Annotated in this window: 28 protein-coding genes, 1 riboswitch and 1 other annotated feature (1 of these 30 only partly in view); of the genes, 18 read left to right on the top strand and 10 right to left on the bottom strand. The window is 45.8% G+C overall.

Translation table 11 applies throughout. The annotated features are described in order from the left end of the window. The first annotated feature begins 95 nt into the window (after nt 1-95). Nucleotides 96-551: a tellurite resistance TerB family protein gene (locus CB4_RS16580; protein WP_157738022.1), complete on the top strand. Its 456-nt coding sequence runs from the start codon at nt 96-98 to the stop codon at nt 549-551. 44 nt (nt 552-595) lie between these two features. Here CB4_RS16580 and trpS read toward each other — a convergent pair whose 3' ends face one another. The 3 genes from trpS to CB4_RS16565 form a co-directional block, all read right to left on the bottom strand. After that, nucleotides 596-1,582 (bottom strand): tryptophan--tRNA ligase, encoded by a 987-nt coding sequence (gene trpS, locus CB4_RS16575; RefSeq protein ID WP_096466878.1) that lies wholly within the window; start codon nt 1,580-1,582, stop codon nt 596-598. Between the two features lie 47 nt (nt 1,583-1,629). Then, nucleotides 1,630-1,868, bottom strand: a binding site (T-box leader). A gap of 146 nt (nt 1,869-2,014) precedes the next feature. Beyond that, entirely contained in the window at nt 2,015-2,152 is a 138-nt protein-coding gene (gene yhfH / locus CB4_RS21155; protein WP_110546243.1) for a protein YhfH, read from the bottom strand. 288 nt (nt 2,153-2,440) lie between these two features. After that, entirely contained in the window at nt 2,441-2,797 is a 357-nt protein-coding gene (locus CB4_RS16565; RefSeq protein WP_096466876.1) for a hypothetical protein, read from the bottom strand. 2 nt (nt 2,798-2,799) lie between these two features. Further along, nucleotides 2,800-2,924, bottom strand: a riboswitch (cyclic di-AMP (ydaO/yuaA leader). A gap of 133 nt (nt 2,925-3,057) precedes the next feature. Here CB4_RS16565 and CB4_RS16560 point away from each other — a divergent pair. The 4 genes from CB4_RS16560 to speB all read left to right on the top strand — a co-directional run bounded on the left by CB4_RS16560 (nt 3,058) and on the right by speB (nt 7,218). Further along, the gene (locus tag CB4_RS16560; protein WP_096466875.1) at nt 3,058-4,134 is read left to right on the top strand and encodes a hypothetical protein; all 1,077 of its coding nucleotides are present in this window, start codon (nt 3,058-3,060) and stop codon (nt 4,132-4,134) included. Between the two features lie 62 nt (nt 4,135-4,196). Further along, nucleotides 4,197-5,165 carry a S8 family peptidase gene (locus tag CB4_RS16555; RefSeq protein ID WP_096466874.1) on the top strand — a complete coding sequence of 323 codons (969 nt, stop codon included), beginning with the start codon at nt 4,197-4,199 and terminating at the stop codon, nt 5,163-5,165. Between the two features lie 38 nt (nt 5,166-5,203). After that, nucleotides 5,204-6,049: a DUF1444 family protein gene (locus CB4_RS16550; RefSeq protein ID WP_096466873.1), complete on the top strand. Its 846-nt coding sequence runs from the start codon at nt 5,204-5,206 to the stop codon at nt 6,047-6,049. A gap of 293 nt (nt 6,050-6,342) precedes the next feature. After that, on the top strand, nt 6,343-7,218 hold the full coding sequence (gene speB, locus CB4_RS16545; protein ID WP_096466872.1) for an agmatinase: 876 nt from the start codon (nt 6,343-6,345) through the stop codon (nt 7,216-7,218). 602 nt (nt 7,219-7,820) lie between these two features. Here speB and CB4_RS16535 read toward each other — a convergent pair. Next, a complete protein-coding gene (locus CB4_RS16535) occupies nt 7,821-8,747 on the bottom strand; it encodes a DMT family transporter (RefSeq protein WP_172890907.1) in 927 nt (308 codons plus the stop codon). 175 nt (nt 8,748-8,922) lie between these two features. On the opposite strand from CB4_RS16535, the gene CB4_RS16530 reads away from it, so the two are divergent. After that, nucleotides 8,923-10,413: an aldehyde dehydrogenase family protein gene (locus CB4_RS16530; RefSeq protein WP_096466869.1), complete on the top strand. Its 1,491-nt coding sequence runs from the start codon at nt 8,923-8,925 to the stop codon at nt 10,411-10,413. A 109-nt stretch (nt 10,414-10,522) separates the two neighbouring features. Beyond that, the gene (lepB, locus tag CB4_RS16525; RefSeq protein ID WP_231956048.1) at nt 10,523-11,029 is read left to right on the top strand and encodes a signal peptidase I; all 507 of its coding nucleotides are present in this window, start codon (nt 10,523-10,525) and stop codon (nt 11,027-11,029) included. Between the two features lie 47 nt (nt 11,030-11,076). On the opposite strand, the gene CB4_RS16520 is transcribed toward lepB, so the two are convergent. Further along, complete coding sequence (locus CB4_RS16520; protein WP_096466868.1) at nt 11,077-11,526, bottom strand: hypothetical protein; 450 nt, start codon at nt 11,524-11,526, stop codon at nt 11,077-11,079. A 249-nt stretch (nt 11,527-11,775) separates the two neighbouring features. Between CB4_RS16520 and CB4_RS16515 the strand changes: the two genes are divergently transcribed. Together CB4_RS16515 and CB4_RS16510 are read left to right on the top strand one after the other, a co-directional pair. Further along, nucleotides 11,776-12,906, top strand: a complete 1,131-nt coding sequence (locus tag CB4_RS16515; RefSeq protein WP_096466867.1) for an amidase domain-containing protein — start codon at nt 11,776-11,778, stop codon at nt 12,904-12,906. Between the two features lie 116 nt (nt 12,907-13,022). Beyond that, a complete protein-coding gene (locus CB4_RS16510) occupies nt 13,023-14,510 on the top strand; it encodes a polysaccharide biosynthesis protein (protein WP_231956047.1) in 1,488 nt (495 codons plus the stop codon). Nucleotides 14,511-14,549: 39 nt separating this feature from the next. Here CB4_RS16510 and CB4_RS16505 read toward each other — a convergent pair whose 3' ends face one another. After that, the gene (locus CB4_RS16505; RefSeq protein WP_157738020.1) at nt 14,550-15,338 is read right to left on the bottom strand and encodes a polysaccharide deacetylase family protein; all 789 of its coding nucleotides are present in this window, start codon (nt 15,336-15,338) and stop codon (nt 14,550-14,552) included. A 169-nt stretch (nt 15,339-15,507) separates the two neighbouring features. Next, the gene (locus CB4_RS16500) at nt 15,508-16,116 is read right to left on the bottom strand and encodes an undecaprenyl-diphosphatase (RefSeq protein ID WP_096466864.1); all 609 of its coding nucleotides are present in this window, start codon (nt 16,114-16,116) and stop codon (nt 15,508-15,510) included. A 186-nt stretch (nt 16,117-16,302) separates the two neighbouring features. Here CB4_RS16500 and CB4_RS16495 point away from each other — a divergent pair, with 186 nt between their 5' ends. From CB4_RS16495 to CB4_RS16465, 7 genes are all read left to right on the top strand, one after another. After that, on the top strand, nt 16,303-16,836 hold the full coding sequence (locus CB4_RS16495) for an RNA polymerase sigma factor (protein ID WP_096466863.1): 534 nt from the start codon (nt 16,303-16,305) through the stop codon (nt 16,834-16,836). Nucleotides 16,837-16,852: 16 nt separating this feature from the next. Next, nucleotides 16,853-17,365: an anti-sigma factor family protein gene (locus CB4_RS16490; protein WP_096466862.1), complete on the top strand. Its 513-nt coding sequence runs from the start codon at nt 16,853-16,855 to the stop codon at nt 17,363-17,365. A gap of 3 nt (nt 17,366-17,368) precedes the next feature. After that, nucleotides 17,369-18,193: a hypothetical protein gene (locus CB4_RS16485; RefSeq protein WP_096466861.1), complete on the top strand. Its 825-nt coding sequence runs from the start codon at nt 17,369-17,371 to the stop codon at nt 18,191-18,193. A 95-nt stretch (nt 18,194-18,288) separates the two neighbouring features. Then, nucleotides 18,289-19,098, top strand: coding sequence for a 5'/3'-nucleotidase SurE (surE, locus tag CB4_RS16480; RefSeq protein ID WP_096466860.1), 810 nt, complete (start codon nt 18,289-18,291; stop codon nt 19,096-19,098). Continuing rightward, nucleotides 19,095-20,180 carry a hypothetical protein gene (locus CB4_RS16475; protein ID WP_096466859.1) on the top strand — a complete coding sequence of 362 codons (1,086 nt, stop codon included), beginning with the start codon at nt 19,095-19,097 and terminating at the stop codon, nt 20,178-20,180. Before surE ends, CB4_RS16475 begins: the two co-directional genes overlap by 4 nt. 76 nt (nt 20,181-20,256) lie before the next feature. Continuing rightward, nucleotides 20,257-20,943: a zinc metallopeptidase gene (locus tag CB4_RS16470; RefSeq protein WP_096466858.1), complete on the top strand. Its 687-nt coding sequence runs from the start codon at nt 20,257-20,259 to the stop codon at nt 20,941-20,943. A 132-nt stretch (nt 20,944-21,075) separates the two neighbouring features. Further along, nucleotides 21,076-22,437: a hemolysin family protein gene (locus tag CB4_RS16465; protein WP_096466857.1), complete on the top strand. Its 1,362-nt coding sequence runs from the start codon at nt 21,076-21,078 to the stop codon at nt 22,435-22,437. 61 nt (nt 22,438-22,498) lie between these two features. Here CB4_RS16465 and CB4_RS16460 read toward each other — a convergent pair whose 3' ends face one another. Next, complete coding sequence (locus CB4_RS16460; protein ID WP_096466856.1) at nt 22,499-23,182, bottom strand: helix-turn-helix domain-containing protein; 684 nt, start codon at nt 23,180-23,182, stop codon at nt 22,499-22,501. Nucleotides 23,183-23,358: 176 nt separating this feature from the next. Between CB4_RS16460 and CB4_RS16455 the strand changes: the two genes are divergently transcribed. After that, entirely contained in the window at nt 23,359-23,562 is a 204-nt protein-coding gene (locus CB4_RS16455) for a cold-shock protein (protein WP_096466855.1), read from the top strand. A gap of 3 nt (nt 23,563-23,565) precedes the next feature. Here CB4_RS16455 and CB4_RS16450 read toward each other — a convergent pair whose 3' ends face one another. After that, nucleotides 23,566-24,225, bottom strand: coding sequence for a response regulator (locus CB4_RS16450; RefSeq protein WP_096466854.1), 660 nt, complete (start codon nt 24,223-24,225; stop codon nt 23,566-23,568). Further along, on the bottom strand, nt 24,212-25,240 hold the full coding sequence (locus tag CB4_RS16445; RefSeq protein ID WP_096466853.1) for a sensor histidine kinase: 1,029 nt from the start codon (nt 25,238-25,240) through the stop codon (nt 24,212-24,214). Before CB4_RS16445 ends, CB4_RS16450 begins: the two co-directional genes overlap by 14 nt. A 156-nt stretch (nt 25,241-25,396) precedes the next feature. Here CB4_RS16445 and CB4_RS16440 point away from each other — a divergent pair, with 156 nt between their 5' ends. Beyond that, a protein-coding gene (locus tag CB4_RS16440) for a methyl-accepting chemotaxis protein (RefSeq protein WP_096466852.1) crosses the window boundary here: on the top strand, nt 25,397-26,906 show its 5' portion. It continues 464 nt past the right edge of the window; 1,510 of the gene's 1,974 nt are visible here — the first part of the coding sequence; its start codon is at nt 25,397-25,399; its stop codon lies off the right edge, out of view.

The following is a 26,906-nucleotide window of genomic DNA, read 5'->3' as shown; positions in this document are numbered from 1 at the left end:
TTTTGTAAACTAGAAAGTTACGATTTTCACAACATTTATAGTGTAGTAAAGATGATATAATGGTAGTAAAGCGTTTTCAAAAAGGAGGCTTTATTATGCATGAATGGGCAGATGCAGCAAGCCATCCAAAGCTATATGAGATTCGGCTGCTGATTTGTGCGGCGCAGGCAGACGGATATCTGGATGATATAGAGCAGGAAAAAATTATTCGCCAGGTGAACCTTGATATTTTTTCTGTGCGGGAACGTCAGATTTTTCACGATGATTTGGAATATCCAAAAAATCCGAAAGAGTTGGCCAGCCAGTTATGTCCGTATATTACGGACGAAGAAAAAATGATGCTGATCCGCAAGATGTTTAAACTGGTAGCAATGGAAAAGGTAATGACAGCTGAGGAGCGACGAATGATTTTTACCATTGGACGGGAGCTTGGCATTCAGGATGAGAAGATAGAAGAAATCGAACAGTGGATTATGGAAGGGATAGCGTGGATGTCTCGCTGGGACTCCGTTATCGGCAAATCACAGCTAAATATCGAAGGAAGCACATAGAAAAGAGAGGCGTTACGCCTCTCTTTTTTGTACTATGGATGGATCTAGAAGGTGACCAGTCCCATATTTCGACGAGCACGGTCCATTGTAACAGATGCGATAGCGGTCGCTCGTTCCGCTCCCTGTTTGAGAATATCTTCAAGCTCGGGGCTTGCCATCCAGCGTGTGTATTCTTGCTGGATTGGCGTTAGCGCATTCACGACAACTTCAGCCAGATCTTTTTTGAAGTCGCCGTAGCCTCGCCCTTCATAGCGCTGCTCAATCGTCTCGATTGGCTCATTGCTGCAAACAGAATAAATGGTGAGCAAGTTGCTGATCGCAGGTTTATTTACTTTGTCGTAGCGCACAATGCCCTCTGAATCAGTTACCGCCCGCTTGATTTTTTTGACGATAGCAGAAGGTTCATCCAGCAGAGCAACATAGCTTGCTGCATTTGGATTGCTTTTGCTCATTTTCTTAGAAGGATCATCAAGTGACATGATACGTCCGCCGAACTCCTGAATCATCGGTTCTGGAACGACAAATGTCTCTCCGTATTTTTTATTGAAGCGCTCTGCCATATCACGTGTGAATTCCAGGTGTTGCTTCTGGTCTTCTCCAACAGGCACATGAGTCGCATCGTATAGCAAGATGTCTGCTGCCATAAGTGCCGGATAGGTGAGTAGCCCGCATGTTACGACATCTTTACCTGTAGACTTGTCTTTGTACTGGGTCATACGCTCTAGTTCCCCGATGTATCCAGTACACTGCATCAGCCAGCCGAGTTCCGCATGTTCTTTAACGTGGGACTGGATGAACAAGATAGACTTCTCCGGGTTAATCCCGATACTTAAATACATGGCCGCGAGCTGCATTGTATACTCTCTGAGTGCCTTAGGTTCTTTCGGTACAGTAATCGAATGCAGGTCTACAATGGAATAGATGCAGTTTCCTTCTTCCTGCAGGGCAACGAATCGTTTCATTGCGCCGATGTAGTTGCCAAGTGTAAAATTGCCGCTCGGCTGTACACCGGAAAAAATTTGTTTCGTCATCGTGTGTTTGCTCCTTTGGTATATAAAATAAAAAAGGCCCTTCGTCCATAAGGGACGAAGAACCGTGGTGCCACCCTCGTTAGCCAAACAGCACAGCTAAAGCTTAGCGTAAGGCTCACTTAATCCCGGTAACGGAGGGAAACCGCCAATGCCTACTCACAGCAGATGCCGCTTCAGCACGGAGCTCAGAAGTCCATTCTCCAGGGCGGTACGTACCGGGCTCTCACCTGCCCCCGGCTCTCTGCAACGTCGCATCCTGCGTACTATTCTTCCTCATTGCTTTTTGCTCGAATTGAAAATTATGATATACAATTTTTTTGGCTGTGGCAAGTCTCTCCATCACAAAAAAAGGAACACCTCTGCACAGAGCAAAAGGTGTTCAAGTGTGGGATAAGGTTCTCAACGTAACAAGGTTTACAAAATCATCATCACTTAGTGAGTCAAGTCAGTGCACTTGTCGCTGCTGTCGCATTCAGCCATATAGGACTCAGCCTGCTCGGACAGTTCAGCTCCACAGCGTGCACATGTTTTCTTCGGAAGGTTGTTATAGAACTCAGATACTGGAATCATGTTGGACGCCTCCTTTGATGTTTTTATTGTATTATAACAGATATAATGTGAGCAAGTGTGTTTTACATCATTAATGAGTGATTTTTCAGTGAAATGTTCTGAATTCTTTGTTTTTCTCCATCGTGCTTCCTTTTTCATATTTTTGGTGTGATGAGAATATGGCAGGAAAATAAAAAATAGCTCCGAATAGAACTGTTATATTACAATCTGGGGCGGTCTATGTTAGTTTGTACTTGGTACGACATATATAAACACCCCCGCGAAACTTCGCGGGGGTGAGGTTATTGGTTATTTAGTAATTGTGATGATTTTGTTGTAGCGTCCTGGATGGCTATGATTCGGTTCACAAAGAATCACAATTCGATCGGCTTCCTCATGAATAGAGCTAAGTTCTAGTGTACCGATGCAGTGCGTGTCGATGTCGAGGCAAAAATGAAGGCACTGATACTGGCTTCCCATAATTTCAGCTGCTGCTTTTTTGAGAATGCCGGAAATTTGTTTGGTCTCGCCCGGTGTTTCGACTGTAACATTCGCTTTTTTGCCGGCCAAACCATTGAGCAAAAGACGCACATCCGCTTGTAATTCCTGGTGTGTTTTTGGCTTCTTATCTTTTTTGGCCAGTACACTCCTGAAAAATTGAACCATAATTCCTCTCCTTATTCTGCCTGCGAGGTTAGCTGACGGGTTCGGACGAAAGGACGCCCTACGCACTGTGCGATTCACCCCGAGTTTCGGGTCCCCCGCTCCGTAATGGACTCGGCAATTGAATTACGATTGAATCATCATAATGCACGTTCCCCTCGTTGTCAATCAGATGACTCTGTGTTTTTTTTCACTTTTTTCATATGCGTTTTACCAGTACAATGAAAAAGGAAAAGAAAAGAGAAACAACAGGAGGAGTTCACATGATGAAACAATTCTTGCGCAAAGTATTTGCGGGGCGCAGGCACACGGAGGAAGCGTTCGATTCCGCAGAGAGCGTTGTGCAAGCTGTGGACGATATACATATAGAAAGCAAGCCCCAAAGTTCGTATGAACTCATGCTTACAAAGGCTGAGTTTGAAGAAGAGGAGCTGTGTGAAGAGTCAGCCCGCATGGTAGAAGAATTGGTTGCCCGAATCGAAGCCAGAGAACGTGGGGAATGGATTCGCCTGCGAGCCGGGGGATACAATCTGGATTCGGATCGGATTCATGCCTGTATCGACCGCATTGAGCGGGAAACGTATGATGCGACGGCGCTTCTAGACTGGGCAGATACAGAAACAGCTCGTCTGTATCGCACGTATGTACTTCCGGCAGACCACGAGGAGCAGGAGACATTCGTTCAGAGCCGAATGGTAATGATTTACGATACGTGCGAAGCGATTGGGATGAAGCCGCGTCCACGTGCCCGGCTGTTTGTCGAAGCGATCGGCTGGGAACTGCATGAGGATGACTTTGTCTCATTTGAATCATGGCTGGCCGAAATGTCAGATGCCGTGCCGGACGAAGCAGCAGAGGAAGAGAGCATGGAGCGTAGCCCGGATGATGTCTCGCACATTACCCCGCTGCAGATTTCGCGAGAGGAAGTGGAGCGCGAGGATATTGGGAAAATCGACGCTTTTTTTGCCCCGCTGCTGGAAGACACAGCCGCCCTTGCGCGTCGGAAAGAGTCGCTTGTTTTTGCGTTTTACGGTTTTTCTGGGGAGCTTGAAGATATGATGAACAACGCGGCTGTTAATGCGTGGGCCAGCAAGCTTGTGGAACAGCATCCGTATGTGTTTTATGTTCTGAATGATGAGCATGTGCCGATGACTCAGTTTGTGACGTCAATGGTTGTTACATCTCGTATGGAGAATGATCAGGTCGTATTTGATAGCGAAGAGCTCGATGAATTCATCAGATTCATTCGTGCTGTACTGGCACAAGTGGCAGCGCAGACTGGGGAAGATGCGAACATGCTTGTGGCTCGCTTCGAGTCCCGTCTATTCACCCAATCATGACAATGCCTATACGTCTTCACATGCTTCTGCGTACGATAAGGTAAAAAGCGGAGGTACAGCATATGAAGGTGATCTCATTTTCACGGCGGCGTGCGTTTCAAAAGACAGCAGAGCGACTGGGAAAAGAGGGAGAAGCAGTACAATTCGGGCGCTGTGATAGCGTCCTTTGTCTATTTGTGTCGGCTGAGCAGTACGAGCGGTGTCACCATTTGCTTCCTGCGACGGCACAGGTGGAAGAAAATATATGTGTTCGCGTGCACAGCCACCAGGTTATTCCATGGGGGATAAAAAAAATCGGTGCTCCAAAGCTTTGGAAAGAAACAATGGGCAAGGGGGTAAAGGTGGCGGTCATCGATACAGGAATTGTGCGTACGCATCCTGATCTGCGCGGTCGTGTGAGGGGCAGTGCGGATTTTGTCGGTGGAAACATTGTGGATCGTCGGGGAAATGGGGGACATGGAACCCATATAGCCGGTACGATTGCTGCACTGGATAATCAGATTGGTGTCGTTGGAGTAGCACCGCAAGTGTCTTTGTATGATGTGCGAGCATTCGATTCGGATGGAGTAGGAGAGCTTGCAGCAATTGTGAAAGGGATTGACTGGGCGATTACGAATAAAATGGATATCATTAATATGAGCTTCGGTATGGTGGGGGACAGCCCCGCATTGCATGCAGCCATTAAGCGGGCATCTGCGGCGGGGATATTCCTGGTTGCGTCTGCAGGGAATAATGGAGGAGAGATTGAGTTTCCGGCGCGTTATCCTGAAGTGATTGCAGTAGGAGCGAGTACGAAACAAGGAGAGCTCGCGGCATTCAGCGCACGTGGACACGGGCTTGATGTGATAGCACCTGGCGTGAGTATTTTATCCACATGGCCGAGGAAGACGTATAAAAAACTAAGTGGTACCTCAATGGCCGCCGCACACATCTCAGGACTGGTAGCACTTCAACTAGCCGAATCAAGGAAAAAAGGACGTAAAGGAAAAAGACTCCTGAACAAGCAGGCCTGTCTTCGCTTGATTAGATAAGATAGATACGTATATTACTACAGCAAAGGCGGATTAAAATGACACAGAAAAATGAGCAGCAAATATTCCAACAGCGGATACAGCAACTTGTAATCGAGAGGCTTGCACAAAAGCTCCCGTCAGACTGGCGAGCACTCGTCGGAAAAGTGGATACAGAAATAGCGCTTGCCAGCCCGGGTAGGGAGGATATGGCGATCCAGCTTGCGCCACTGCTGGCCAAGGTGGAGGGGAATGAAACGGAGGAGGAGGCACTTGTTTTTGCATTTGCAGACCGGGTAGCTGTAGCTGTGCGGGAAGCGGGAAGTAAGCCGCACCTTATGGGACAGGAAGAAAAGCTGTATCCGGTACTGCGTCACCCTTCGTTTCTGAAAGAAAAAGCGAGTCAGTCATTCGTGCACCGAAAGCATACGGCAGAGACGGTTGTACTGTACGCGCTTGAACTAGAAGCAGGGTACACGCTTATTACAGAGGATATGTTGACGGAAGCGGGGATGTCGGCAGAGAGGCTGCATACGTATGCAGTTGAAAACTTGACGCGACTTGGTGGAGAGCCAAGACGTGATCAGGTGGGAGACCATGTGTTTTATTTTTATGCGTTTTCGGACAGCTACAGTGCGAGTCGGGTATTGAACACAGAGTTGATGACCGATATGGCTTCACGTATAAACGGCAAAATGGGCGTTGCTGTGCCGCATCAAGATGTTCTCATTATAGCCGATATGGCCGATGCGAAGGGGGCTTATATGCTGGCACAAATCGCGGTCGATTTCTCGATGCGTGGTGATGTACCGATTACGTCGCTCCCGTTTATGTATGTAGAGGGAGAGATCGAACCGTACATGGTGATGCGCAATCCGAAGCAGCGACATCGGCCGACGGAATAGGACTGTCCGGTTCTGATACAGAAAGTTTTATTCTGTAATGAATATAACTATTCATTTTAGCATGTAGATTCTGCACTAAAGTATGCTCTTGACCGTGTGCACTATTGGCGCAGTGTTTGCAAGGTAGTAAGAAGTGACAGAGGTGCTACACTTGCTGTCGCCGACTCATTGCAGAAATGGGGGCTGCCTATGCAAAATAAGCTATTTCTAATTGCTGTACTGCTTTCGATGGTCCTGATTATTCACTCTCCGTTTGTTATATAAACATTTATAAAAAATGGAGGGTTTTATAGATGAATACAGCACATGCAGTTTCGTATATTCAGCCGGGTACTTTTATTAAAGCGATGCAAAATCCAAAGCAGGCGCAAGTAATCTTATATGGCGCACCGATGGATTATACGGTTAGCTTCAAAGTAGGAAGCCGTTTTGGTCCGCAGGGAATCCGCCATGCCTCGCAGGGATTTGAGGAATACAGTCCGGCACTTGGTCGTCGTTTATCCGCTGTCAAATTTGCAGATATTGGAGATCTGGTGCTTCCGTTTGGCAATGTGGATAAGTCGCTTGAGGTTATTTATGAGGCTACGAGAGACATTGTGAGACGCGGGCAGATTCCATTTATGCTGGGCGGTGAGCATCTTGTCACGTATGCGTCCGTTCGTGCAGTTGCCGAGAAGTATCCGGATGTTGTACTGTTGCATTTCGATGCGCATACTGATTTGCGTAACGAATTTTTTGGAGAAGCGATGAGTCATGCTACCGTTATTAAGCACATCACGAAGTTCGTTTCTCCTTCTCATATTTATCAATTCGGCATTCGATCCGGTGAACAGGATGAATTCGAGTATGCAGCAGCGCATACGAATCTGACACAGGATACGGTACTGGAGCCGCTTACGCGCATTCTGCCGGAAATTACGGGCCGCCCGATCTATGTGACGCTTGATATTGACGTAGTGGATCCAGCGTTTGCGCCAGGAACAGGCACCCAGGAGCCAGGTGGCGTATCCGCAATGGAGATGCTGCAGGCCCTCCGCTTGCTGCGTGGTCAGAACATTGTTGGCATGGATCTGGTAGAAGTATCGCCGCCGAACGATCATGCCGGGATTACCGCCGCGCTCGGAGCTAAGCTTGTACGGGAAGCGCTTCTGTCGTTCTGGCATGAATAATAGCAAAAATAGCAGAGAAGAGGCTGTCTCAGTGTGAGGCTAGCCTCTTTTTTGTTTGCTGATTTGCTTCTGCCAACGTGCGGTGGGGGAGCGGAGAAGGAAGTCGCTTTGTCACTTTGTTACGCTTTGCGGGGAAGCGAGGGCTGTCCGCTCCAGGAGGCAGGCGAACTCGCCCACAAACGAGGAGCGAAGAGGGAAATTCACAGAAGCATTGTGGGCAAAAGTCCGTTCGACTCCCCCCTTCCGCTAAGTATTCTGCGTAAAGGCGTTCCATAGCGACTCCCTTCTCCGCTCCCGACTTAGTTTGGCAGATAAATAGCAAGCAAAAAGCTTTGATGCTGAGCTTTGCTATGTAGTTGAAAGTAAAAGACGATTTGTTCGAGGAAGACAGTAATGATTTGATGACTTTTCATTTACATCGAGCGCGATTTTGTAAACCGAAGCGTTGCGTGGAGTGGGAAAAGGGAGGAACAAGAGAGCGTCTGTAGGCTTTTTACCTAGCGGAGAGAGAACGACTCATCCCTTCTCCTACTCTCTCCCACCGCACGTTGTCGATTCCAAAAAAAATGCCCCGATAACCTGAGGGACAGTTTTTTTAAAATTTATCCAGATGCCCGTTCCTCATCATACAGTGCTGTGTTTTTCATACGAGTACGCACCATCTCCCAGCCTTCTGTCACGAAAATGCCTGCGAGAATGAGTACAATGCCGACCACGACAGCCGATGTAGCCGCTTCCCCCCATAACAGCCAGGAAAAGATGAAAGCGAATACGGGTTCAAACGCCAAAATCAGACTGACATGTGTTGGTGGTGAATACTTCTGGGCTTTAATCTGTACGACATAAGCAAGCGCTGTACCGATAAGCAGATCGAATAGATAGGCAAACCAGCCGTATGGAGACAACATGCCAGGTACAGGTTCTGTAGCTATAGCAAGTGCAGTGTCAATGATGCCAACTACGAATAGCTGAATCATGACGAATAGAAGTGCATCAAATGTAATATTTTTGTGATACAGCCGATCGACCATAACCATGTGGATAGCAAAGCAAAATGCGCATAAGAGCGTGAGTCCATCACCGAGATTTATGCCAGACCAATTGCTATCCCATGAGAGAAGAATTAGCCCGGAGAATGCGCACAGACTGCCAAGCAAAGGTCCTGTCTGTACAGGAATTCGTGCCCATACAAAATATAAAAGCGGAGCGAAAATCACCATAGTTCCTGTGAGAACCCCTGCTTTACCTGGTGTCGTCAGATTGATGCCGACAACTTGAAGGGTGAAGGAAGCCCACAGTAGTAAGCCGCAGGCAAGCCCGGATTTCCAGACTTCACGATCCGTGCGTCTGAGATGCTTCCAGCAAAACGGAAGCAGCAAAAGCGCTGCCAGCAGGAAGCGGGTGCCGATGAAATATAACGGTCCCATTTCTTCCAGCAAATCTTTCGTCAAGACGAATGTATACCCCCAGGCAATCGCGATGCCGAGCAGAGCAAGATTCGCCAGCAGCATGTGTTTCTTGTGAGACATTTTATCTCTCCTCATTTTGTTTGGCTTTCGCCTATATGTTAAGCAAACCGTATGCCAAAACCCAAGAAAATATAAAGTTTTTTATAAATTCAAAAAATACTTTTAAATGGTAACGTTTTCAGTTATAGTAAAAAGTGGTTGGTCACCATTTTAATTCTAAAGGAGGCATTTGTTCATGCAACTCGCTTCGCCATCTTTAAACCCGAATGTAGAATCATTCCTGAAAGGCCCGAAAAAATTGCTCATTAACGGGCAGTGGGTAGAGTCTTCCTCTGGACAAACGTTCGAGACCATTAACCCGGCTACGAAAGAAGTACTCTGTCAGGTGGCGGATGGAAACGCGGAAGATATTGATAAGGCGGTTAAGGCGGCACGAGCAGCTCTGAATGGCAAATGGGGACGAATGACCCCTTCGGCACGCGGCAAGCTCCTGTATCGACTGGCTGAGCTAATTGAACAAAATACGGAAGAACTGGCCCAACTTGAGACACTGGATAATGGCAAGCCGATTCGTGAAACGGCGAATGCGGACGTTCCGCTTACCGTTGACCATTTTCGTTATTATGCGGGATGGGCAACAAAAATTTATGGACAAACAATTCCGGTATCCATTCCGAATTTCTTTAACTATACAAAACGCGAGCCGGTTGGCGTAGTTGGCCAGATCATCCCGTGGAACTTCCCGCTTCTTATGGCGGCGTGGAAGCTGGGTGCGGCTCTCGCATGCGGTAATACAGTAGTCTTGAAGCCGGCAGAACAGACGCCGTTGTCAGCACTGCGCCTTGGTGAACTGATTATGGAAGCGGGCTTCCCGGATGGCGTAGTAAACATTGTGACTGGATTTGGCGAGACGGCAGGACAGCCGCTTGTTGATCATTACGATGTTGACAAGATTGCGTTCACCGGTTCAACGGATGTTGGCCGTCTGATCATGCGTCAGGCTGCCGGCACACTGAAGAAGATTTCCCTTGAGCTTGGGGGTAAATCTCCGAACATTATCCTGCCAGATGCGGATATGTCCCGCGCGATTCCGGGAGCGCTCAGCGGTATTTTCTTCAACCAGGGGCAAGTATGCTGCGCAGGCTCCCGTCTGTATGTGCATAAAAAAGTGTACGATAACGTGTTAAGTGACATGGTAGATCATGCGAAGAAAATTAAAGTGGGTAACGGCCTTCTCCAGGATACGCAGATGGGACCACTCGTATCAGCGGAGCAGTTCAGCCGTGTTAGCGATTATATCGATGTTGGTCTGAAAGAAGGTGCACAGCGCATTACCGCAGTGGAAAGCGCAGAGGAGCTGGCGAATGGCTATTTTGTGACGCCGACAGTATTCTCTGACGTATCAGATGATATGACAATCGCGCAGGAAGAAATCTTTGGCCCGGTGCTTGCGGCGATGCCATTTGATGACATTGAGGATGTAATTGAGCGTGCGAATCGTACGAATTATGGACTAGCAGCAGGTGTGTGGACACAGAACCTGTCTACCGCACATAAACTTGCGGACCGTATTCGTGCGGGCACCGTATGGGTGAATTGCTACAACGTATTCGATGCAGCATCCCCGTTTGGCGGCTACAAGCAGAGCGGCATTGGTCGGGAGATGGGCAGCTATGCGCTTGAAATGTACACAGAAGTGAAGAGCGTGTGGATTAATACGAAGTGATAGTCAGATAGGTGGAAGGAAGCGTGTCCCATTGCGGGATACGCTTTTCCGCGTTTGTACAGATGTAAGTATCGAGAGGCAGAAGAAGAACAGAGAGGGGGGCGGTGCTGTGAAGAAGCAGTTGGAACTTGTTACATGGAGTCGGTATTTTCTGATTATTGTGGGCGGGATTATAGGAGTTCGTCTCTTCTTATTTGCCCCGTATGTCGTGAAAGGCGTATCGATGGAGCCAACTCTCATTAATAATGAACGCATCCTGGTGAATAAAGGGGTGTACTATGCAGAGAACCCACAGAGGGGCGATGTAATCGTGCTACACGCTACCAAAGAAGATGATTATATTAAGCGTATCATTGGCATTCCAGGAGATGAACTGGAATTGAAGAATGGCGTTCTGTATCGGAATGGAAGTGTGGCGAATGAACCATACATAGCGGAAGTGACATTGTCAGGATTTGAACGGCTTGTTGTACCAAAGGATTCATATTTTGTGATGGGGGATAATCGCAACCGAAGCATGGACAGCCGGGAGATCGGATTTATTGAGCGCAGTCATGTAGTGGGCCGGGCCGAATATGTGTTTTATCCGCTTGCTAGCGCTCACGAAGTCCGCTAAAAAGAAAGGCAGCTACCCGTTTCTCAGGTATGCTGCCTGGTTTTATGCTATGCATTGGCATACAAGTTTTTTTTCATCTGTGTCCATTTTACTTTGAAGATCAATTTGCTTTTTGCCCCATAGCCCATCATCCAGAAGCCATATGTTTCGTACATAAAGCTTGAGAAGTGCATCTTTTGCCAGAAAAGAAGATTCTCCGGTGCGCTTTCGAGGATTACGACCCAATGATTCTCAATGGCGCATTCTTTCATTAAGCGCACGATATCAGCCCCGATGTTTTTGCCGCGCAGCTTATGTGGGATGCGGATCATACCGAGGAACACAGCCTCATTTTTGAAATCAAAAAACAGATCAAGTACCACATTATCCGGTGTCATTCCGGCATCGCGCATTTCTTCAACCGTTCGGTATAAATAATGACCTTCCGCTGGATTTTCTAACTGATACGGAATGTGATTCGCTTCAAATACCTGCCCGATTTTGCGTAAAAGCTCCATTCCTCTTCCTTTCCATCCGTCTTCCTCCCTGATCGTCCGGAAGGATATGGATGACAATAAATGTATTCTTCACTCAATATACATGGATTTGCCCGTGGTGGTAAATATATTTTTTTATTAATGTTAGGCAATAATCGGACATTTGCCGTATGGAACAGGGGATTCCTAAAGTTTCTACTATTGAGAAGTGGTATGAATGCACATACTAGTACAGCTTCGTTATGTTAAGGGAAATAAAGGTGATAGGGAATGATGAAAAAGATAATCGTCAACTGCTTATGTGTATTTTTATTGGTGGTTCCTCGTCCCGTTCATGCTACAGAAAGTGATACGGAGGCAGAAATCCATGCTTTTCTTAACAAGCTATTTGAAGTACGGACACAATTGCTTATCGAGAATAACTCCCGTATGATCGAAAAATATTACAATCCGAAACAAAAAACCAGTTTGTATGCACTACAGCATGAGAATCGGCGGGCAAATTATATTCAAAAATGGGCAGAGAAAAGGGGAGTAGCATTTGTCGAAGCAAACAGCAGTATTACAATCACTCGTACTAAAATACAGGGGAATATGGCTACGATATCTCTCCTACATACACTAAAACTGACGTATATATATCCCGGTAAAAGTATACGTCCCCAATCATTTGGAACAGGTACACGCCATGGCATTCGTCTGGAAAAAACACAGGCAGGTTGGCATGTCGCCAGGGAATGGTATTCTGATCCAATTGAAGAGAATCCGGCTACGATCCCTTCCCATTCGATGAAGGATATGTCGCATAACCAAGCTTTTGTCCTAAACGCTGTCGATCAATCCGAATCAGTCACACGAATGAAAAAATATAACCGAAATAAAGCGGTGGAGTATGCCAATAAATATGCAGGAGCAGCATGGGGGGCCGGGAACGATCACCGTTATAATCCGAAATATCGGGATTATCATCATGAGGGAGGGGATTGTACGAACTTTGCTTCCCAGGTCCTCGGTGATCAAGAGGAAGGGGGAGGGCTCCCCATGCGTAGTGGCTGGTATTATCGCTACAAGCAGGGAGGAAGCACTCCGTGGGTGCGAACCGACTCCTTTAAGAATTTTCTGATTCGCAGTGGATATGGGAAAGTGATAGCAAGAGGCTCATATGCTGATGTAATAAAACCTACCATTAGAAACCGTGAAGGAGCTATGGCACGTTTACAACCAGGAGATTTGATTGGTTATGAAATGCACGGCGATATTGACCATTTTTCGATCGTCGTGGGCCGTGATGAGAATGGGTATGTATTGGTGAATTCTCATACAGGAGATCGCTACCGTGTTCCATGGGATTTAGGCTGGGATAAGTATACAAAATTTGTACTGATCCATATACGGGATTAAGCAAAATATAGAAAGTCAGGTCATAGGAGAGCATGTACATTCATACAGTATAAACAGGACAAGGCGCTTGGAAGCTCAGAAAGGGAAGGGAAGCCATGCCTGTTTTTTTAAAACAAATGGCACTTCGAACAAGTGCCATTTTTATTGTTAAGGTAATGGGGGCGCTCGTTCGTATCCCGTTGTTTCGGTTGCTAGGGGCGGAAGGGGTAGGGCTATACCAGATGGCCTATTCTTTTTATGGATTGATTCTTACCATGATTACGGCTGGATTTCCAACCGCGTTGTTTCTGATGACAGCAAAAGATACGCGGCGTGGAAAAAATCTCGTAATGATGATGCTTGTTTGCCTGGCGGTGATTGGGGGTGGGGCAGGGTATCTTTCTTATGCTTTTGCACCAGCCATTGCTTTATTTATGGGGGATCAGAATCTTACTATTCCGATTCAATATATAGCGCCTGCTTTATTTATCGTCCCGTTGCTTCATCTTGTTCGCGGATATTTGCAAGGGATTGAATCGTACGGATTTATCGCAAGCTCTGAAGTACTTGAACAGTTAGTTCGTGTATGTACGATGCTTGGATTAGCGACCACATGGGCAATACATGGAAAAGTATGGGCGGTTAGTGGGGCAGTTTTTGGGGCCTTCACGGGAGCGGTGTGTGCCTTATTGTTTTTACTAATACCATTGCGTATGTCCTTGCGAGTTGTTGATGGCGAAAGATTGAGGCAGACGATCTCGATGAGCCTGCCTATCTTTCTGTACAGCTCGGTTGCCATTTTGGCGACTCGCCTTATCGTTCCTGTATCCGAGTTTTTGGATGCGCTTATCATTCCACATCGTCTTCAAGATGGGGGAATGAGTGCCGATCAAGCGATTGCTGCTTTTGGTGAGATTTCAGGAATGGCGGTAACCGCTGTTTATTTCCCGACTATTATCACAGCTGCCATTTCGCATACGCTATCTGCAAAAATAACAGAAGATTGGAAGAATAAAAAAAACAAAGCGTTTGTTAGAAGATCGTGCCTGGCTCTCCAACTAGCTTGGGGCTTAGGCATGGTTTCCACGCTCTTTCTTTTTTTCTATGCGCATGATGTATCAGTACTTCTATTCGGGAAAGAAGAAGTAGAGTATGCCATCCGCTATTTGTGTGCGATTCCGCTACTTACAGGACTTCGGGAAGTAACGACTACCATTTTATGGGCGCAGGAAAGAGAGCGGGAACCCGTAAAGGGCTTGCTATTTGGAAGTATTTGCTCTGTAGTTCTGGCATACTTGTTGATAGCTATTCCTGGATTCGGCTATGAAGGGACGGTTATTAGCATGCTCTCATTAGAATGTGTTTCGGTACTATGGAATATAGGGCAAATAAAGAAAAGCCATAATAGAATTTTTTTGTTTATGCCTGCTTTGTGGGAAGCCTGTCATATTCTTGTTATCGGGATTGGCTGCTTCTGGATACTTGGAACAATAAATGAGATGTTCTTTAATACGCTACCTGTATCGTTTCAGGAAATCGAAAAGATGGTTTTGTTTTATGGTGGATTAGCCAGTTATATGGGACTTCGGTTTGTGAGACGGAACCGACTTACGCTTTTTTTCTAACCGGTACTCTTGTTTAAAATAACGGCGTTTGTGTAAGGGCTAGGGAATTCCGATGATATTTTTGAATTGCTGCATGGTTGTGGTGGAAAGAATACCATACCGAGGAACCTCAAACGGTGAGGTTCCCGGTTTTGCTTTAGTAGGACGAGTCGTAAATGCCATTGTATAGCCTGCTTTCTTTACTAACTGGATGGTATTTTTGTTATATTGACCGTAAGGATACGCAAAATAATGAGTGTGCAACAGCATTTTAGACAACTCAAGATCAATAAGTACATCCTCCGGAGACTTAGCAAGTAAAAAGCTTGTGCTACCAACCGTTCGATGGAACCCGTCAGTATGACCTTCGTATTGAAATACGTCTGAGTATTTAGCGAGTTCTGGCCAACTTATGTAATTCAGTTTGTCTGGATTAAATGTTTCTGGTTGGCTTCGTATATTCTCTGTAATAAGGAAAAGAGCAGCTGTATAGTTATATTTTTTCAAAATGGGGTACGCATATGTAAGATTACTTAAATATCCATCATCAAACGTAATGACAACACTCTTTTTAGGTAGTGTAGTTTTTTTAGTAATAAATTGCTCAAGTTCGTGTAGCGTTATGGTTTTATATCCGTTATCGTGCAATAGTTTTATTTGCTGTGCAAATAACTCAGGTGTAATTACGCCTGAGTTGTATTTAAATTTTTTATTTTCTTCTTTTCGTAAAATATGATGGTATAAAAGCACAGGAACACGTTGTGCTCCTGTGTAGTCAAGACTTTGTTTCGCGTATGCTAGCGAGCTTATTGCAAGAAATAATGTAAGGATGATGATAATCTTCTGCATGTGTTTTTCTCCCTTACTGTGTATATGCTTACGTAATGATGATCTAATGAGGTAACACACTTTTATTTTTCCGTCGTGGAATATAGGATATACTCCATACGTAAATGGAAAAACTTTCATATATCATCTTGCGAGCATATTTATGAAAGAGAGCAACATGTAAAAGCCCTTACTGTGGGTTTTTGGTGTGATTTATAGGTAAAATGCGGCGTTCCATTTTTTCATATAAAAGTAGCCCTTGATGCAGCAGGTTAGCCGTTACTTTCCATTTTGGTAGCCATTTATACATACATATTGCGGTGGAAAACCCGAGTAACGTTCCAGCAAGTACATCTAGCGGGTAATGGACGCCTACCCAAATACGTGAAAATGCTACGCCAGCAGCTAATAACAGCCAGGCCCATCCTTCACGTTTACGGAAAAGCCAAATGGAAGTAGCGATAACAAAGGCACCGGTAGCGTGATCACTTGGAAAGGAAGCGTTCATAGCATGCGGAATTAACTGATTAACATGATGGGACACAAAAGGGCGATCTCGATACAAGAAGTCACCAATTAACCCGCTAATCCCAAGAGCTACACACGCAGCGACTAATGAATGCATCACCATCCAGCGATTTTGTTCCTTTCGAGTAAACCAGTAAACAATAATGCCTACGTAAAATACGTATTCTCCCTCTTGCGATAAAAAACGCATGAGAGGGTTTAGGGAAGGGTAAACGACAGCGAGATGATTAATGAGTTGAAAAAGATTATAATCCAAATTAAATAATGTCATGATGGGTTGCCTCCGTATTTTCTCAGTTCATAAATAAAAGGACTAACGAGTATAGAAAAAAGTTCAGGAAGAAAAAAATTTTTCTATTGAACTTTTTTACATACCCCTCAGTCTCTTTGTTTGACATATGTCAAAAAGAAGGAAGTAAGGAAGTGGAATGTTCGAATGGTTGGGTGGTGAAAGTAGTTGGATCATGAACTTTATGGATTGATTGGGAGAGCAAGCCAGGGAGAACAGGAAGCGTTTGTACAGCTAATCAATCGGTATAAGGGGGCTGTCTTTCGTCAGGCCTATGCGATGTTGCATGATCGAATGGAGGCCGAGGATGTTTCGCAGGAGGCCTTTCTTAAAGTGTACTCTTCGTTAGCAAAACTGGAGCAGGCCTATGCATTTGTCCCCTGGTTAGCTCAAATTGTATCGCGATTATGCTATGACCGTATCCGAAAGAAGAAGCGAGAGAATACGTTTATTGAAGAGGATATCGAAAAACAAATTTTTTTTACACAGGCTCCAAGTTCCGTAGAACAAAAGCATGTACAATTGAATATTGAAGAAGCGATGCAAAAGCTTTCCCCTGAGCACCGCATGGCTATTACTTTACGTGATATCCAGGGATTTTCTTATGATGAAATGGCTGAAATACTAAAAATACCCGTTGGAACTGTGAAGTCACGAATCCATGCTGCTAGGCTCGCTTTACGAAAAGAATTGACTGAATAAAAAAGGAGGGACAAGTATGGAGCACATGGAGGATATGCTATCTGCTTATCTGGATCATGAATTATCAATCGAGGAACATGCAGTAGTTGAACAGCATTTAGAAGCATGTGAAAAATGCCAGGGCGTAGTGGATGAATTATCTTTTATAAAATATCAAACCTTTTCCACATATCAGTCTGTTTGTGCACCTGAATACATGACAGAAAAAATAATGGAATTTATCGAAAATAATACGGCCGCAATTTCTAAAAGAAATAGTACAATACCTGCGGTTGTTGCCGGAACATTCATCTGCGTATTTTTTATGGTGGCCTTGTTATATGCGGGTACGATTGGATCTGGATTTTTATCCTCTTTCGCAGCCATAGTGATGGCGGTATGGAAAATGATTACGCTGGTTATTTTGCAGACTCCTTCTTTTTTAAGTGGAATTGCCGGATTTGCTGTTTTTCTCCTATTGATATCGATATGGTTCTTGCGCAAATTGCTTTCCATGCGAATAGCGGGGCAAGAAAATGGGGTGATGTAGGGAATGAAAAAATTACTTTCTGTTTTTTCTATTGTTATTGCAATAGTGCTAGGTACGCATTCCGTTGTCTTTGCGGCAAATGAAGGGCTATTTATGCATCAGGACACTGTCATTCCAGCTGGACAGACCGTTGAAAATGTGATTGTAACTGGAGGAAATGCAGAAATTTACGGACATGTACGGGATGCGGTGATTGTTTTTAATGGGGATCTTACATTAGGGAAATCCGCTCAAGTCGGGGGCATTGTAGTTGTTATCGGTGGGAAAATAAGTCAAGAAACCGGGGCGCAATTACAAGAGTACGTATTGAATATTGCATTTGACAATGCAGTGAAAAATAGCTTATTTATTGCGGGGGGGTCTTTGCTTGGAATTTGGTTCATACAAATTGTTCTGAGTTTACTGTTAATTCTTTTACCCGTGCTCACGGTATATGTAGTAAAACATCGACTCCATCCGTTTGTCGCACAAATACGCCATTCGCTTATTCAACTGCTTATGATTGGGTTTGTTGCTAGCCTTATGGTCAGTGCGATTAGTATTTTGTTGTCGATTACCGTAATTGGAATTCCTTTTGTTGTCTTGTTGTTGCTGCTTGTCCTGCTTTTTTTCGTGATCGGTCTTACAGCAATCAGCATCAGGATAGCGGAATGGATGCCTAATAATAGCCAGATGGATACGTGGCTGCAGGCGTTTACGGGTGCTTTGATTGTAATGGCGGCGGTTAATATCCCTTTGTTGGGAGGATTTGTTTTCCTATGTTTACTCTGGGTTTCATTGGGAATCATGGTGGTCTGGGTAAAAGAAAAGATTCAAAAGAAAGGATAGGTGTCAACAGCATTCAGTGGCGGAATACGTGCTTTTTTACAGGATAACGAGTAAAATAGTAGAAACAAAACCATAAATGTGGAGGACAGGCATGTATGTACAAAGTAGTCGTAACGAATGATGATGGGATTCATGCGCTTGGCATTCACAAGCTTGTTCGCTCGCTCGAAGGACTGGCGGATGTGATTGTAGTTGCACCTGACAGCGAGCGAAGTGCGGAAGGACATCGTATTACCGTGCGGGAAGGGTTGACTGTGCAGAAGGTGGATTTCCATGGAATGGATCATGTGCAGGCATGGGCTGTGAACGGAACACCGGCTGACTGTGTGAAAATGGCACTCAATGTGATCTGCAAAGAGCGTCCAGATGTTGTGATCTCCGGTATTAACGCAGGACTTAATATTGGGAAGGACGTATACTATTCCGGAACGGTAAGTGCGGCGCGTGAGGCGGTGATCTACGAAGTGCCTGCTATTGCGGTCTCCTATGAAAATCACTTCCACAAGCATGATTTTGGTGAGGTGGAAAAAATGGTGCGCCCGATCTGGGAAGAAATCAAAATTCACGACATTCCGCCAGATGTGATGATTAACATCAATATTCCACACATTCCTGCTGATCAAGTAAAAGGCACTGTTGTAACGGGACTCGACATTCATCATTACCGCGACCGGATCGATGAGAAACCAGGGAAGACTGGCGTGCCGGAATACTGGTTGGAACGAGAATATGGCAAGACGAAGATTGTGGAGAGTAATGACTATTATATGGTGCGCAACGGCTATATCGCATTAACTCCTATTCATATTGATTCAACCGATCATGCATTCCTCAAGCAGATGGAGACATGGAGTGTTATCAAAAAGAACGGGCGTACAGATAGCCCGACGGAGGGGAATAAGTGAGAAAAGAACTCCAGGATATGAAGCCGGCAGTCGCGCTGCCGGACGGACGGCTGTCACCGGATGAGACAACGATGGGTCATATCCTTGATGTACAGAGGTTTGCGGATATATACGAGCAATTCGATGAGGATGGTCAGACGTACTTTCCACGTCTGACCTGTACAGGTGATGTGGAAGCTGTCATCGTGCATGACGATATTGACAGCTTTGGCAATCTGGCTGAAGCGCAGGTATACATTGATTTTACGCGCCATAAGCAGACGTGGATTGCGGTGCTTTGGATGGTAGATGACCCGGATAATCCGCTCGGGTTTCCTTTTTCGTTCCCAGTTGAAGAAGATACGGGGCGGTATTTGGCGATTCGCCTGATAGAACAGGACGTCATCTGGGTGCATCATCTTGCCCCGACGGAAGAAGGGATCATGCACATTTATTCGGAATCGATTTCGTTTCCGGATGAGGAGAAAGATGAAGCAGTTGAACATCTGTTAGCGGCTTATCGGAATGATCTGCAGTCAGAGGCAGAAGAAGAAGTTCCGGCCCGCATCGTAAACGGAAGTGACATAGACCCGGCGCGTTTTCTTGATTTGGGCTTTACGTTTTATTTTGACTACAGTGCTCTCCTGCGCCGTCTTGGAGAAGAAGCTGCTAAAGAGCAGGTCATGGGAGCGGTATACCGGGCGTTGTGGATGATGCGCAGACATCCGAGCCCACAGGCGCGGGCTGCCGAGCTTTACATCTGGGTAGGGGAAGGAAGCGGACAGAATCGGGCCGGTGAGGATACTCATCTGCTTGGTATTACGATGACGCCGCAGCTTCTTGATGTATACCAGATTATCAATACGGATGAGCTGGATGCGAATCCGCTAGCGACAATGCTTATGTCCATTACGGAATATCAAAGGCTTGAGGAAGAAATGCCCCTTTCGCTCGGGCATTTGCCGATTATCGGCTATGTGAATGAGGAATTGCTTCATATTGATTGGGACGGGGCAGGGGTAGAGAGCATTGCTTCTGTGTACGGTACTGCTTATCCGCAAGCAGGGTTCAATCCGTACCGTGCTATGCTTGAAGAGGAATAATAATTAGACATGAAACCGTTGAGCCGATTTCAGCGTATTAACACTATAACATCATAAGTTAGAGGAGGAGTAATCTGTGTTGTTTACGCCGTTTACGATTTTAATTCTGGCTGCTTTCGGGTTATCATTGTGGGCGCAGTTTAAAGTAAAAGGAAATTTCAATCGCTTTTCCGAGGTGCCTGTGCGCTCGGGCATAACAGGAGCGGAAGCAGCGCGCCGTATTCTCGATGATAATGGGCTATATCATGTGCCGATTGAGCCGGTTCCAGGAACCTTAAGTGACCACTTTGACCCGATCTCCAATACGGTACGCCTGTCAGAAGCCGTATACTATGGCGATTCCATTGCATCTGTTTCGGTTGCGTCTCATGAGGTAGGTCATGCGATTCAGCACAAAGAAGGATACAGTATGCTCGTTCTGCGCCATCGGATGTTTCCAGTTGTGAATTTTTCATCGGGTATCGCACCGTTTTTGTTGATGGGTGGAATTTTCTTCAAAATGTCGAATCTGCTTTTGCTTGGTATTATTCTGTTCAGTGCAGCCGTTTTGTTCCAGGTGGTGACATTGCCCGTTGAATTCAATGCAAGCGCGCGCGCGAAGCGTCTGATGCTTGTGGAAGGAATCGTGGCTGAAGATGAAAAAGATGGCGTGAGCAAAGTGCTCGGAGCTGCAGCGTTGACGTATGTAGCAGCGGCACTTATGTCCGTGCTTCAGTTGCTCGAATACGTATGGCTTTTCGCAGGCAATCGTGATGAAGACTAGGTACGGGTGTTCATAAATCAGGCAAGATGTGGTATAACTAATAATAGAATGTATTACGGAACCGTAGTTTCTTTAATTTTTTTTACCTACAAAGGAGGTGTATCTGTCATTCTTACGAGTGACAGAAACTAGTTGAGTACTGACCCATTGTCTGGCTTACTTTATATTGCTGCCGTTTTTCTGCTTGTATTTTTAAATGGCTTTTTCGTGGCAGCAGAATTTGCCATTGTTAAAGTGCGGAGCACACGGCTGAATCAGCTTGTGATGGAAGGGAACAAACGTGCTAGTCTGGCGAAAAAAATGACAGATAATCTTGACGCATACTTGTCAGCAACACAGCTTGGCATTACGCTTGCCTCGCTTGCGCTTGGCTGGATCGGGGAACCGGCGATTGCAAATCTGATTGCACCACTGATGCATATGCTGAATATGCCGGATACAGTGATGCATACAGTATCCATCGCTAGTTCTTTCCTGCTCATTACATTCTTGCATATCGTGCTTGGGGAGCTTGCCCCGAAGTCACTGGCAATTCAAAAAGCAGAGTCAATGACACTGTGGACAGCACCACCTCTTATGCTGTTCCATAAGATCATGTATCCGTTTATCTGGATGCTGAATAAAGCCGCATTTTTCTTCCTGCATCTTATCGGGGTTGAGCAGTCGAAAGATCATGATTCGGCTCATACGGAGGAAGAAATCAGGATTTTGATGCAGCAAAGCCATCAAAGTGGTTTGATTGACCAGACGGAACTGACGCTCGTGGATAACGTGTTCGAATTTGCGGAGCGTAATGCGCGTGAAATTATGATTCCACGGCCGGATATGGTATGTGTATTTAAAGATAACACATTCGATGAGAACTTCCAGATGGTGATGGATGAGATGCATACTCGTTATCCGGTAGCGGCAGAAGATAAGGACAACATTATCGGTTTCGTTCATATTAAGGACATCTATAAGCTGTATATGAGCGATCGTAAGAATGATCTGTCTGCCGTTATCCGACCAGTCGAGAGAGTGCCGGAATCGATCCACATTAGCGACCTGCTTAAGCAGATGCAGCGTAATAAATCACAGATGGCCATTGTGATTGATGAATATGGCGGAACGGCTGGACTTGTTACAGTTGAAGACATTCTCGAGGAAATTGTCGGTGAGATTCAGGATGAATTTGATGAAGAGCGGCCACATATTGAGATGCGAGCTGATACGTCATATTCTGTTGATGGGCGCCTGCTGATTGAGGAAGTGAATGACCGCTTTGGTCTTGACGTAGAGTCGGATGACTATGATACGATTGGCGGATGGGTATTTTCCCAGGTAGAATTCCCGCCGCAGGTTGGGCAGACTGTATACGGTCATGGTTACGAATTCAAGGTGAGTGAAGTAGATCACTTGCGCATTGTGCGTTTAGCACTACGTAAGCTTGAAGAGGAAGAGAAGTCAACGGAAGAAGAAAAACGTGCGTACGCTACGGAAACGCACGAATAACGACAAATACATGGCAAAAGAAAAAGGAGGAACAGGAGTATTTCCTGATTCCTTCCTTTTTTTATTTTGCAGCTGGTTTCGAGAAGTTGAATAGGGACCAGCCGAAACGTTTTTTCTTTTTTTCTTCTTGTTTTTGAAGGGCTCCGACCATTTGAATTTCGAAGTTCATTTTGCGCATTTCAAGGCGGAGGTCTTCCTGTTTTTTCTCCATTTCGTCCATTTTGCGGAGAATTTCTTTATAGTATTGTGTCAGCATCAAATCAGGGGCTGTGGCAGGATGCGACTCTTCAGTATGTGGCCTGGCAAGTGCTGAGACGGATTGACTGAACACTTCTGTCATCTCGCGTGAGACGTCTGACAGCTGGCGGGCGATTGTTTCTTCGATTTCATTGAGGCGACTATACACATGATCCGGGAGTGAAGCAACCTCTTCTGGAAACATAACAGCCGTGCCTTCCTCGAAGGCATGATCCGTAAACTCAACAGATCGGTGCTCGGGTACGATTTTTTCAAGCACAAGCAATTCTTCCACTTCGCGCAGAGTTGGGACGCCGGAATCTTTCATGCGTTTGATTTCTACAAGTAGTGCGAACGCCTGCTCACTTAAGAGAAAGTGGCCCTGGCTGTTTTTCTGGAGCACCATATACGCGCTGAAGTTTTCGATCCAGTTGCGGATAGTGCGTACGCTTACATCGAGTTTTTCTGCTACGTCTTTCGATGTCATCCACATGCTATTGCTCTGCATCACTTGTTCCCCCTCATCGGTTATCGCTTATGGTTAAGAATACGGCATAACGGGACAACTTCCTACCGTATCGACAAAGGTTATCAAAACAAGTGTAAATTCGATGTTTCGACAGATGAATAAAGTGCGCGCGCTCCGGAATACTATGGATATTCTTGAAAAAAGGGGGATTTTGCATGGCATTCATGCGTGCGCGTCAGCAGCTGGAAGAAGTACCGTTATTTGAAATAGCTGTGTGGAGCTGTGAAAATGAGTCCTGTAATGGCTGGATGCGTCAGGATTATTCATTCATAGCACAGCCAGTTTGCCCGCTTTGTCAGTCTCAGATGAATACCGAAAATCGTATGCTGCCGCAGTTGTCCCATTATGCTGGACCGTAAATATCAGGTTGGTTTGTACACGTGAAGCATACCGTGTTCAATGGCGTACTGAACGAGATCAGCCCGTGTCGTAAGCTGAAGTTTTTTCATGGCACTTGTCTTATGATTTTCGACAGTTTTCACGCTGATGAATAACTGCTCAGAAATTTCCTTATTTGTATAGCCCCTGGCTGTTAAGCGAACGATTTCTTCTTCGCGTGCGGTCAGGGTTTTTTTATTGTCTTCTTCCGTCACTTCTCGCTGGAAGCGAGCGATGAGGTCAGCAGGGAACGTCGTGTCAAAATATTTGTGGCCCTGCGTAATGGCATGAATAGCGGCAAGTAATTGATTGGTATCGGTCTGCTTGAGAACGAGACCGTGTGCCCCGAGTCGTATGGCCTGTTTTACATAAATTTCATCATCATACATGGTCAGAATGAGTACAGGAATGGAGGGAAACGAGCGCCTGATTTCCTGTAGAGTTGTGAATCCGTCCATGCCTTTTGGCATCGACAGGTCTGTAATGATAAGATCAGGCCGGATGACATGAAGTAGTTTGAGACCTTCCTGTCCGTCAGCGGCTTCCCCGATAACTTTTATAGAAGGCTGACTATGTAAGAATAGTGTCAGCCCGGAGCGAACGATCACGTGATCTTCGATAAGTAAAATGTTAATTGTCTGCATACAAAGTCTCCTTATTGTCGCACGGAATGCTAATATGGATGGTTGTGCCACCGTCAGGCACAGATAAGACGCGAATTGTGCCGTCAAGCAGGAGAGTTCGCTCTGTCATATGGCGAAGTCCGAGCCCTCCTTTACGGTGTACCATTTCAGTGTCAAAGCCTGTGCCGTGATCGGTGATCGTGACAGTGAGCATGTTTGCTTCTAAGTCATATACAACCTCTACTACCGCCTCAGGGCTATGTGCGTGTTTGGCGATGTTGTGCAGGGCTTCCTGAATGATGCGGTATACATTCAGTTCCAGCTGCGGCGTGAAGCGGGTATCCGAGTCTACATTAGAATGTAGCGTAACGGTAAGCGGAAAATGCTGTTCGATGCGCCGGATCAGAGAGGTAAGCGCGGCGTTGAGCCCGAGCATATCGAGAGCAGGCGGACGCAGATCAGCGGACAGCCGCTTTACTTCCTGCATGGCATCCTGCAGAACAGGCAGTGTCCCAGTAATAAACGAAGCGGTAGATGGCTCAGTCTGGCTGGCAAGCACTTGCAGCGCCATGGATACGCTAAATAATGACTGTCCGACACCGTCATGCAGTTCAAGTGCGATTCGTTTCCGTTCTGTTTCTTGTGCTTCAATAGTTTGGCGAGCCAGCAGTTTTGCCATGCGAATCTCATCTTCTTTTTTCTTTTGTGACAAATCCCGTAGCATTAAAACAGTCTTGCCTTCTTCATCTGGTGCTCCGGAAAGATCCGTTGTACTGAATGACACGGGAATGGTTTCGCCGTACATCGTCGGCATCTCGGATTCGAAGTACGGAGGTGGATTATGACCCATCAAAAGGCACCGCTGTTCTCCGGACTGGATGTCCCGTTTTTGGCAGAACGTGCAGTATGGAGCCTGATCCCCGATATGCCAGCCTGTTAGCCGGACAGCAGCCGGGTTCATCTCCTGGATGATGCGCTGCTTGTCCATAATGACCACCCCGTCGGTCAGATGCTGAAAAAATTCTTGTTCGAGCATATTTTCCCATTCCTTTTTCTTTTTACTCTATCACAATCAGCAAGAAGCATAAAATTATCTCCCATATATTGTCGAAACATGGAGAAAAATTATATAGTAGAAATGGTACTTTAATTTGAGTACATAGTTGTGACAGCAGGAAGGGGAGAAAAGGTTGTGAAATCGTTACGAAGCAAGCTGCTGTGGATGGTGTTGCCAATCTTAATTGCATCGTTGTCCACCATTGCCTGGATTAATCATGTGAAGGCCACAGAGTTTCTTGAACAGAACTTTAACGAAAAAGCGATGCTTCAAATCACCGATTTACGTAAAGAAATCAGCACGTGGATTTCTGTTCGGGAAAGCATACTTTCGACAATTGGACAGGCAGACATCTTACGTAATGGTACGCCAGAAGTGGCAATGCCCTATTTACGCAACTTGTTAAAAATCAACAGAGAATTCGATTATTTATATGTAAGCGATGCACAGGGAAACATTTTAACAACAGATGGAAATCGCTCGAATGTAAGTGACCGTCCGTATTTTAAAGAAGCGATGGAAGGGAAAAATGCGATTTCTGACGTTGTCATCGCCAAAACGACAGGGAAGAAAATCGTTGTGTTTGCAGTGCCCATTCAGGATGCAACTGGAAATCGTAAGGGGGTACTTGGCGGGGTTATTACAGCAGATTACCTGGCGAATATTATTTCTGGCACGAAGCTTGGTCAGACAGGCTATTCGTTTATGATGGAGAGCAGTGGACTGCTAATTGCTCATCCGAACCGAGAAAAAATTCTAAAAGAAAATATATTAAAGAACTCGAATCCGGCACTGATGAAGATGGCCAAAGCCTCGCAGGAAGGGGAGACGGGCTCGCACAAGTATACATACGAGGGAATTGATAAATTTGGCTACTATACGATGATACCGCGCACGCACTGGTCGCTGTTTATTACTGCACCGGCTAGTGAAGCGACATCACAGCTTTCCTATCTGGCTAAAATCTCATTTGCGACTGCGCTTGGGGTGTTGCTGTTCACTGTTATCATCTTGATTTTGTTTGCTTCTCGTTTTGTACGACCGATCCAGCGCCTTAGCCATGTGACAAATGAACTGGCGCAGGGGAATTTGACTGTGCGCTCCAATTTGCAACGGGAAGATGAACTCGGTCGTCTTAGTGAGAATTTTGACAGTATGATTGAAAACATGAGTGGCATTATCGAAACGATGAAGCAGACATCCACGCATCTGGAGAACTCTTCAGAGAATATGACAATGGCAAGTGCCGAGACGAAGCAGGCGGCGGAAGAAGTCGCGGTTACGATTCAAGAGATGGCAACGGGTGCGATGGATATTGCTGATTCGGTAGTCGAAGTGAGCGGAGAGATGGGGTTGATGAAAGGGGCGATTGATGCCGTCTCCACAGAAGCGCATGCGATGGTAGAATCCTTCCATCATATGTCCGCTCTTTCCCGTGAAGGGCGCGTTTCGTCAGAGCGTGCTGTGACAAGCATGAAAGAAGTGGATGCGAATATTAATGAATCGTATAATGTGATGAAGGGCCTGCAGGAGAAAACAAATGAAATTGGCAGTATCGTGACGCTTATTGCAAACGTTGCGGAGCAGACGAATCTGCTTGCACTAAACGCAAGCATTGAAGCGGCGCGTGCAGGTGAGCATGGTA

The sequence above is a fragment of the Aneurinibacillus soli genome, assembly GCF_002355375.1.
Taxonomy (GTDB): Bacteria; Bacillota; Bacilli; order Aneurinibacillales; family Aneurinibacillaceae; genus Aneurinibacillus; species Aneurinibacillus soli.
The sequence above is the reverse complement of the archived record's forward strand: the minus strand, read 5'-3'. Positions and strand labels throughout refer to the sequence as shown.

Excerpts from the sequence above, each read along its gene's own strand:
- yhfH (WP_110546243.1), bottom strand. The coding sequence starts at position 2,152 with ATGATTCCAGTATCTGAGTTCTATAACAACCTTCCGAAGAAAACATGT.
- surE (WP_096466860.1), top strand. The coding sequence starts at position 18,289 with ATGTACAAAGTAGTCGTAACGAATGATGATGGGATTCATGCGCTTGGC.
- CB4_RS16515 (WP_096466867.1), top strand. The coding sequence starts at position 11,776 with ATGATGAAAAAGATAATCGTCAACTGCTTATGTGTATTTTTATTGGTG.
- CB4_RS16450 (WP_096466854.1), bottom strand. The coding sequence starts at position 24,225 with ATGCAGACAATTAACATTTTACTTATCGAAGATCACGTGATCGTTCGC.
- CB4_RS16445 (WP_096466853.1), bottom strand. The coding sequence starts at position 25,240 with ATGCTCGAACAAGAATTTTTTCAGCATCTGACCGACGGGGTGGTCATT.
- CB4_RS16580 (WP_157738022.1), top strand. The coding sequence starts at position 96 with ATGCATGAATGGGCAGATGCAGCAAGCCATCCAAAGCTATATGAGATT.
- CB4_RS16485 (WP_096466861.1), top strand. The coding sequence starts at position 17,369 with ATGAAAAAATTACTTTCTGTTTTTTCTATTGTTATTGCAATAGTGCTA.
- CB4_RS16550 (WP_096466873.1), top strand. The coding sequence starts at position 5,204 with ATGACACAGAAAAATGAGCAGCAAATATTCCAACAGCGGATACAGCAA.
- CB4_RS16505 (WP_157738020.1), bottom strand. The coding sequence starts at position 15,338 with ATGCAGAAGATTATCATCATCCTTACATTATTTCTTGCAATAAGCTCG.
- CB4_RS16520 (WP_096466868.1), bottom strand. The coding sequence starts at position 11,526 with ATGGAGCTTTTACGCAAAATCGGGCAGGTATTTGAAGCGAATCACATT.
- CB4_RS16530 (WP_096466869.1), top strand. The coding sequence starts at position 8,923 with ATGCAACTCGCTTCGCCATCTTTAAACCCGAATGTAGAATCATTCCTG.
- CB4_RS16455 (WP_096466855.1), top strand. The coding sequence starts at position 23,359 with ATGGCATTCATGCGTGCGCGTCAGCAGCTGGAAGAAGTACCGTTATTT.
- CB4_RS16555 (WP_096466874.1), top strand. The coding sequence starts at position 4,197 with ATGAAGGTGATCTCATTTTCACGGCGGCGTGCGTTTCAAAAGACAGCA.
- CB4_RS16460 (WP_096466856.1), bottom strand. The coding sequence starts at position 23,182 with ATGCAGAGCAATAGCATGTGGATGACATCGAAAGACGTAGCAGAAAAA.
- CB4_RS16535 (WP_172890907.1), bottom strand. The coding sequence starts at position 8,747 with ATGTCTCACAAGAAACACATGCTGCTGGCGAATCTTGCTCTGCTCGGC.
- CB4_RS16510 (WP_231956047.1), top strand. The coding sequence starts at position 13,023 with ATGGCACTTCGAACAAGTGCCATTTTTATTGTTAAGGTAATGGGGGCG.
- CB4_RS16565 (WP_096466876.1), bottom strand. The coding sequence starts at position 2,797 with ATGGTTCAATTTTTCAGGAGTGTACTGGCCAAAAAAGATAAGAAGCCA.
- speB (WP_096466872.1), top strand. The coding sequence starts at position 6,343 with ATGAATACAGCACATGCAGTTTCGTATATTCAGCCGGGTACTTTTATT.
- CB4_RS16560 (WP_096466875.1), top strand. The coding sequence starts at position 3,058 with ATGATGAAACAATTCTTGCGCAAAGTATTTGCGGGGCGCAGGCACACG.
- trpS (WP_096466878.1), bottom strand. The coding sequence starts at position 1,582 with ATGACGAAACAAATTTTTTCCGGTGTACAGCCGAGCGGCAATTTTACA.
- CB4_RS16490 (WP_096466862.1), top strand. The coding sequence starts at position 16,853 with ATGGAGCACATGGAGGATATGCTATCTGCTTATCTGGATCATGAATTA.
- CB4_RS16500 (WP_096466864.1), bottom strand. The coding sequence starts at position 16,116 with ATGACATTATTTAATTTGGATTATAATCTTTTTCAACTCATTAATCAT.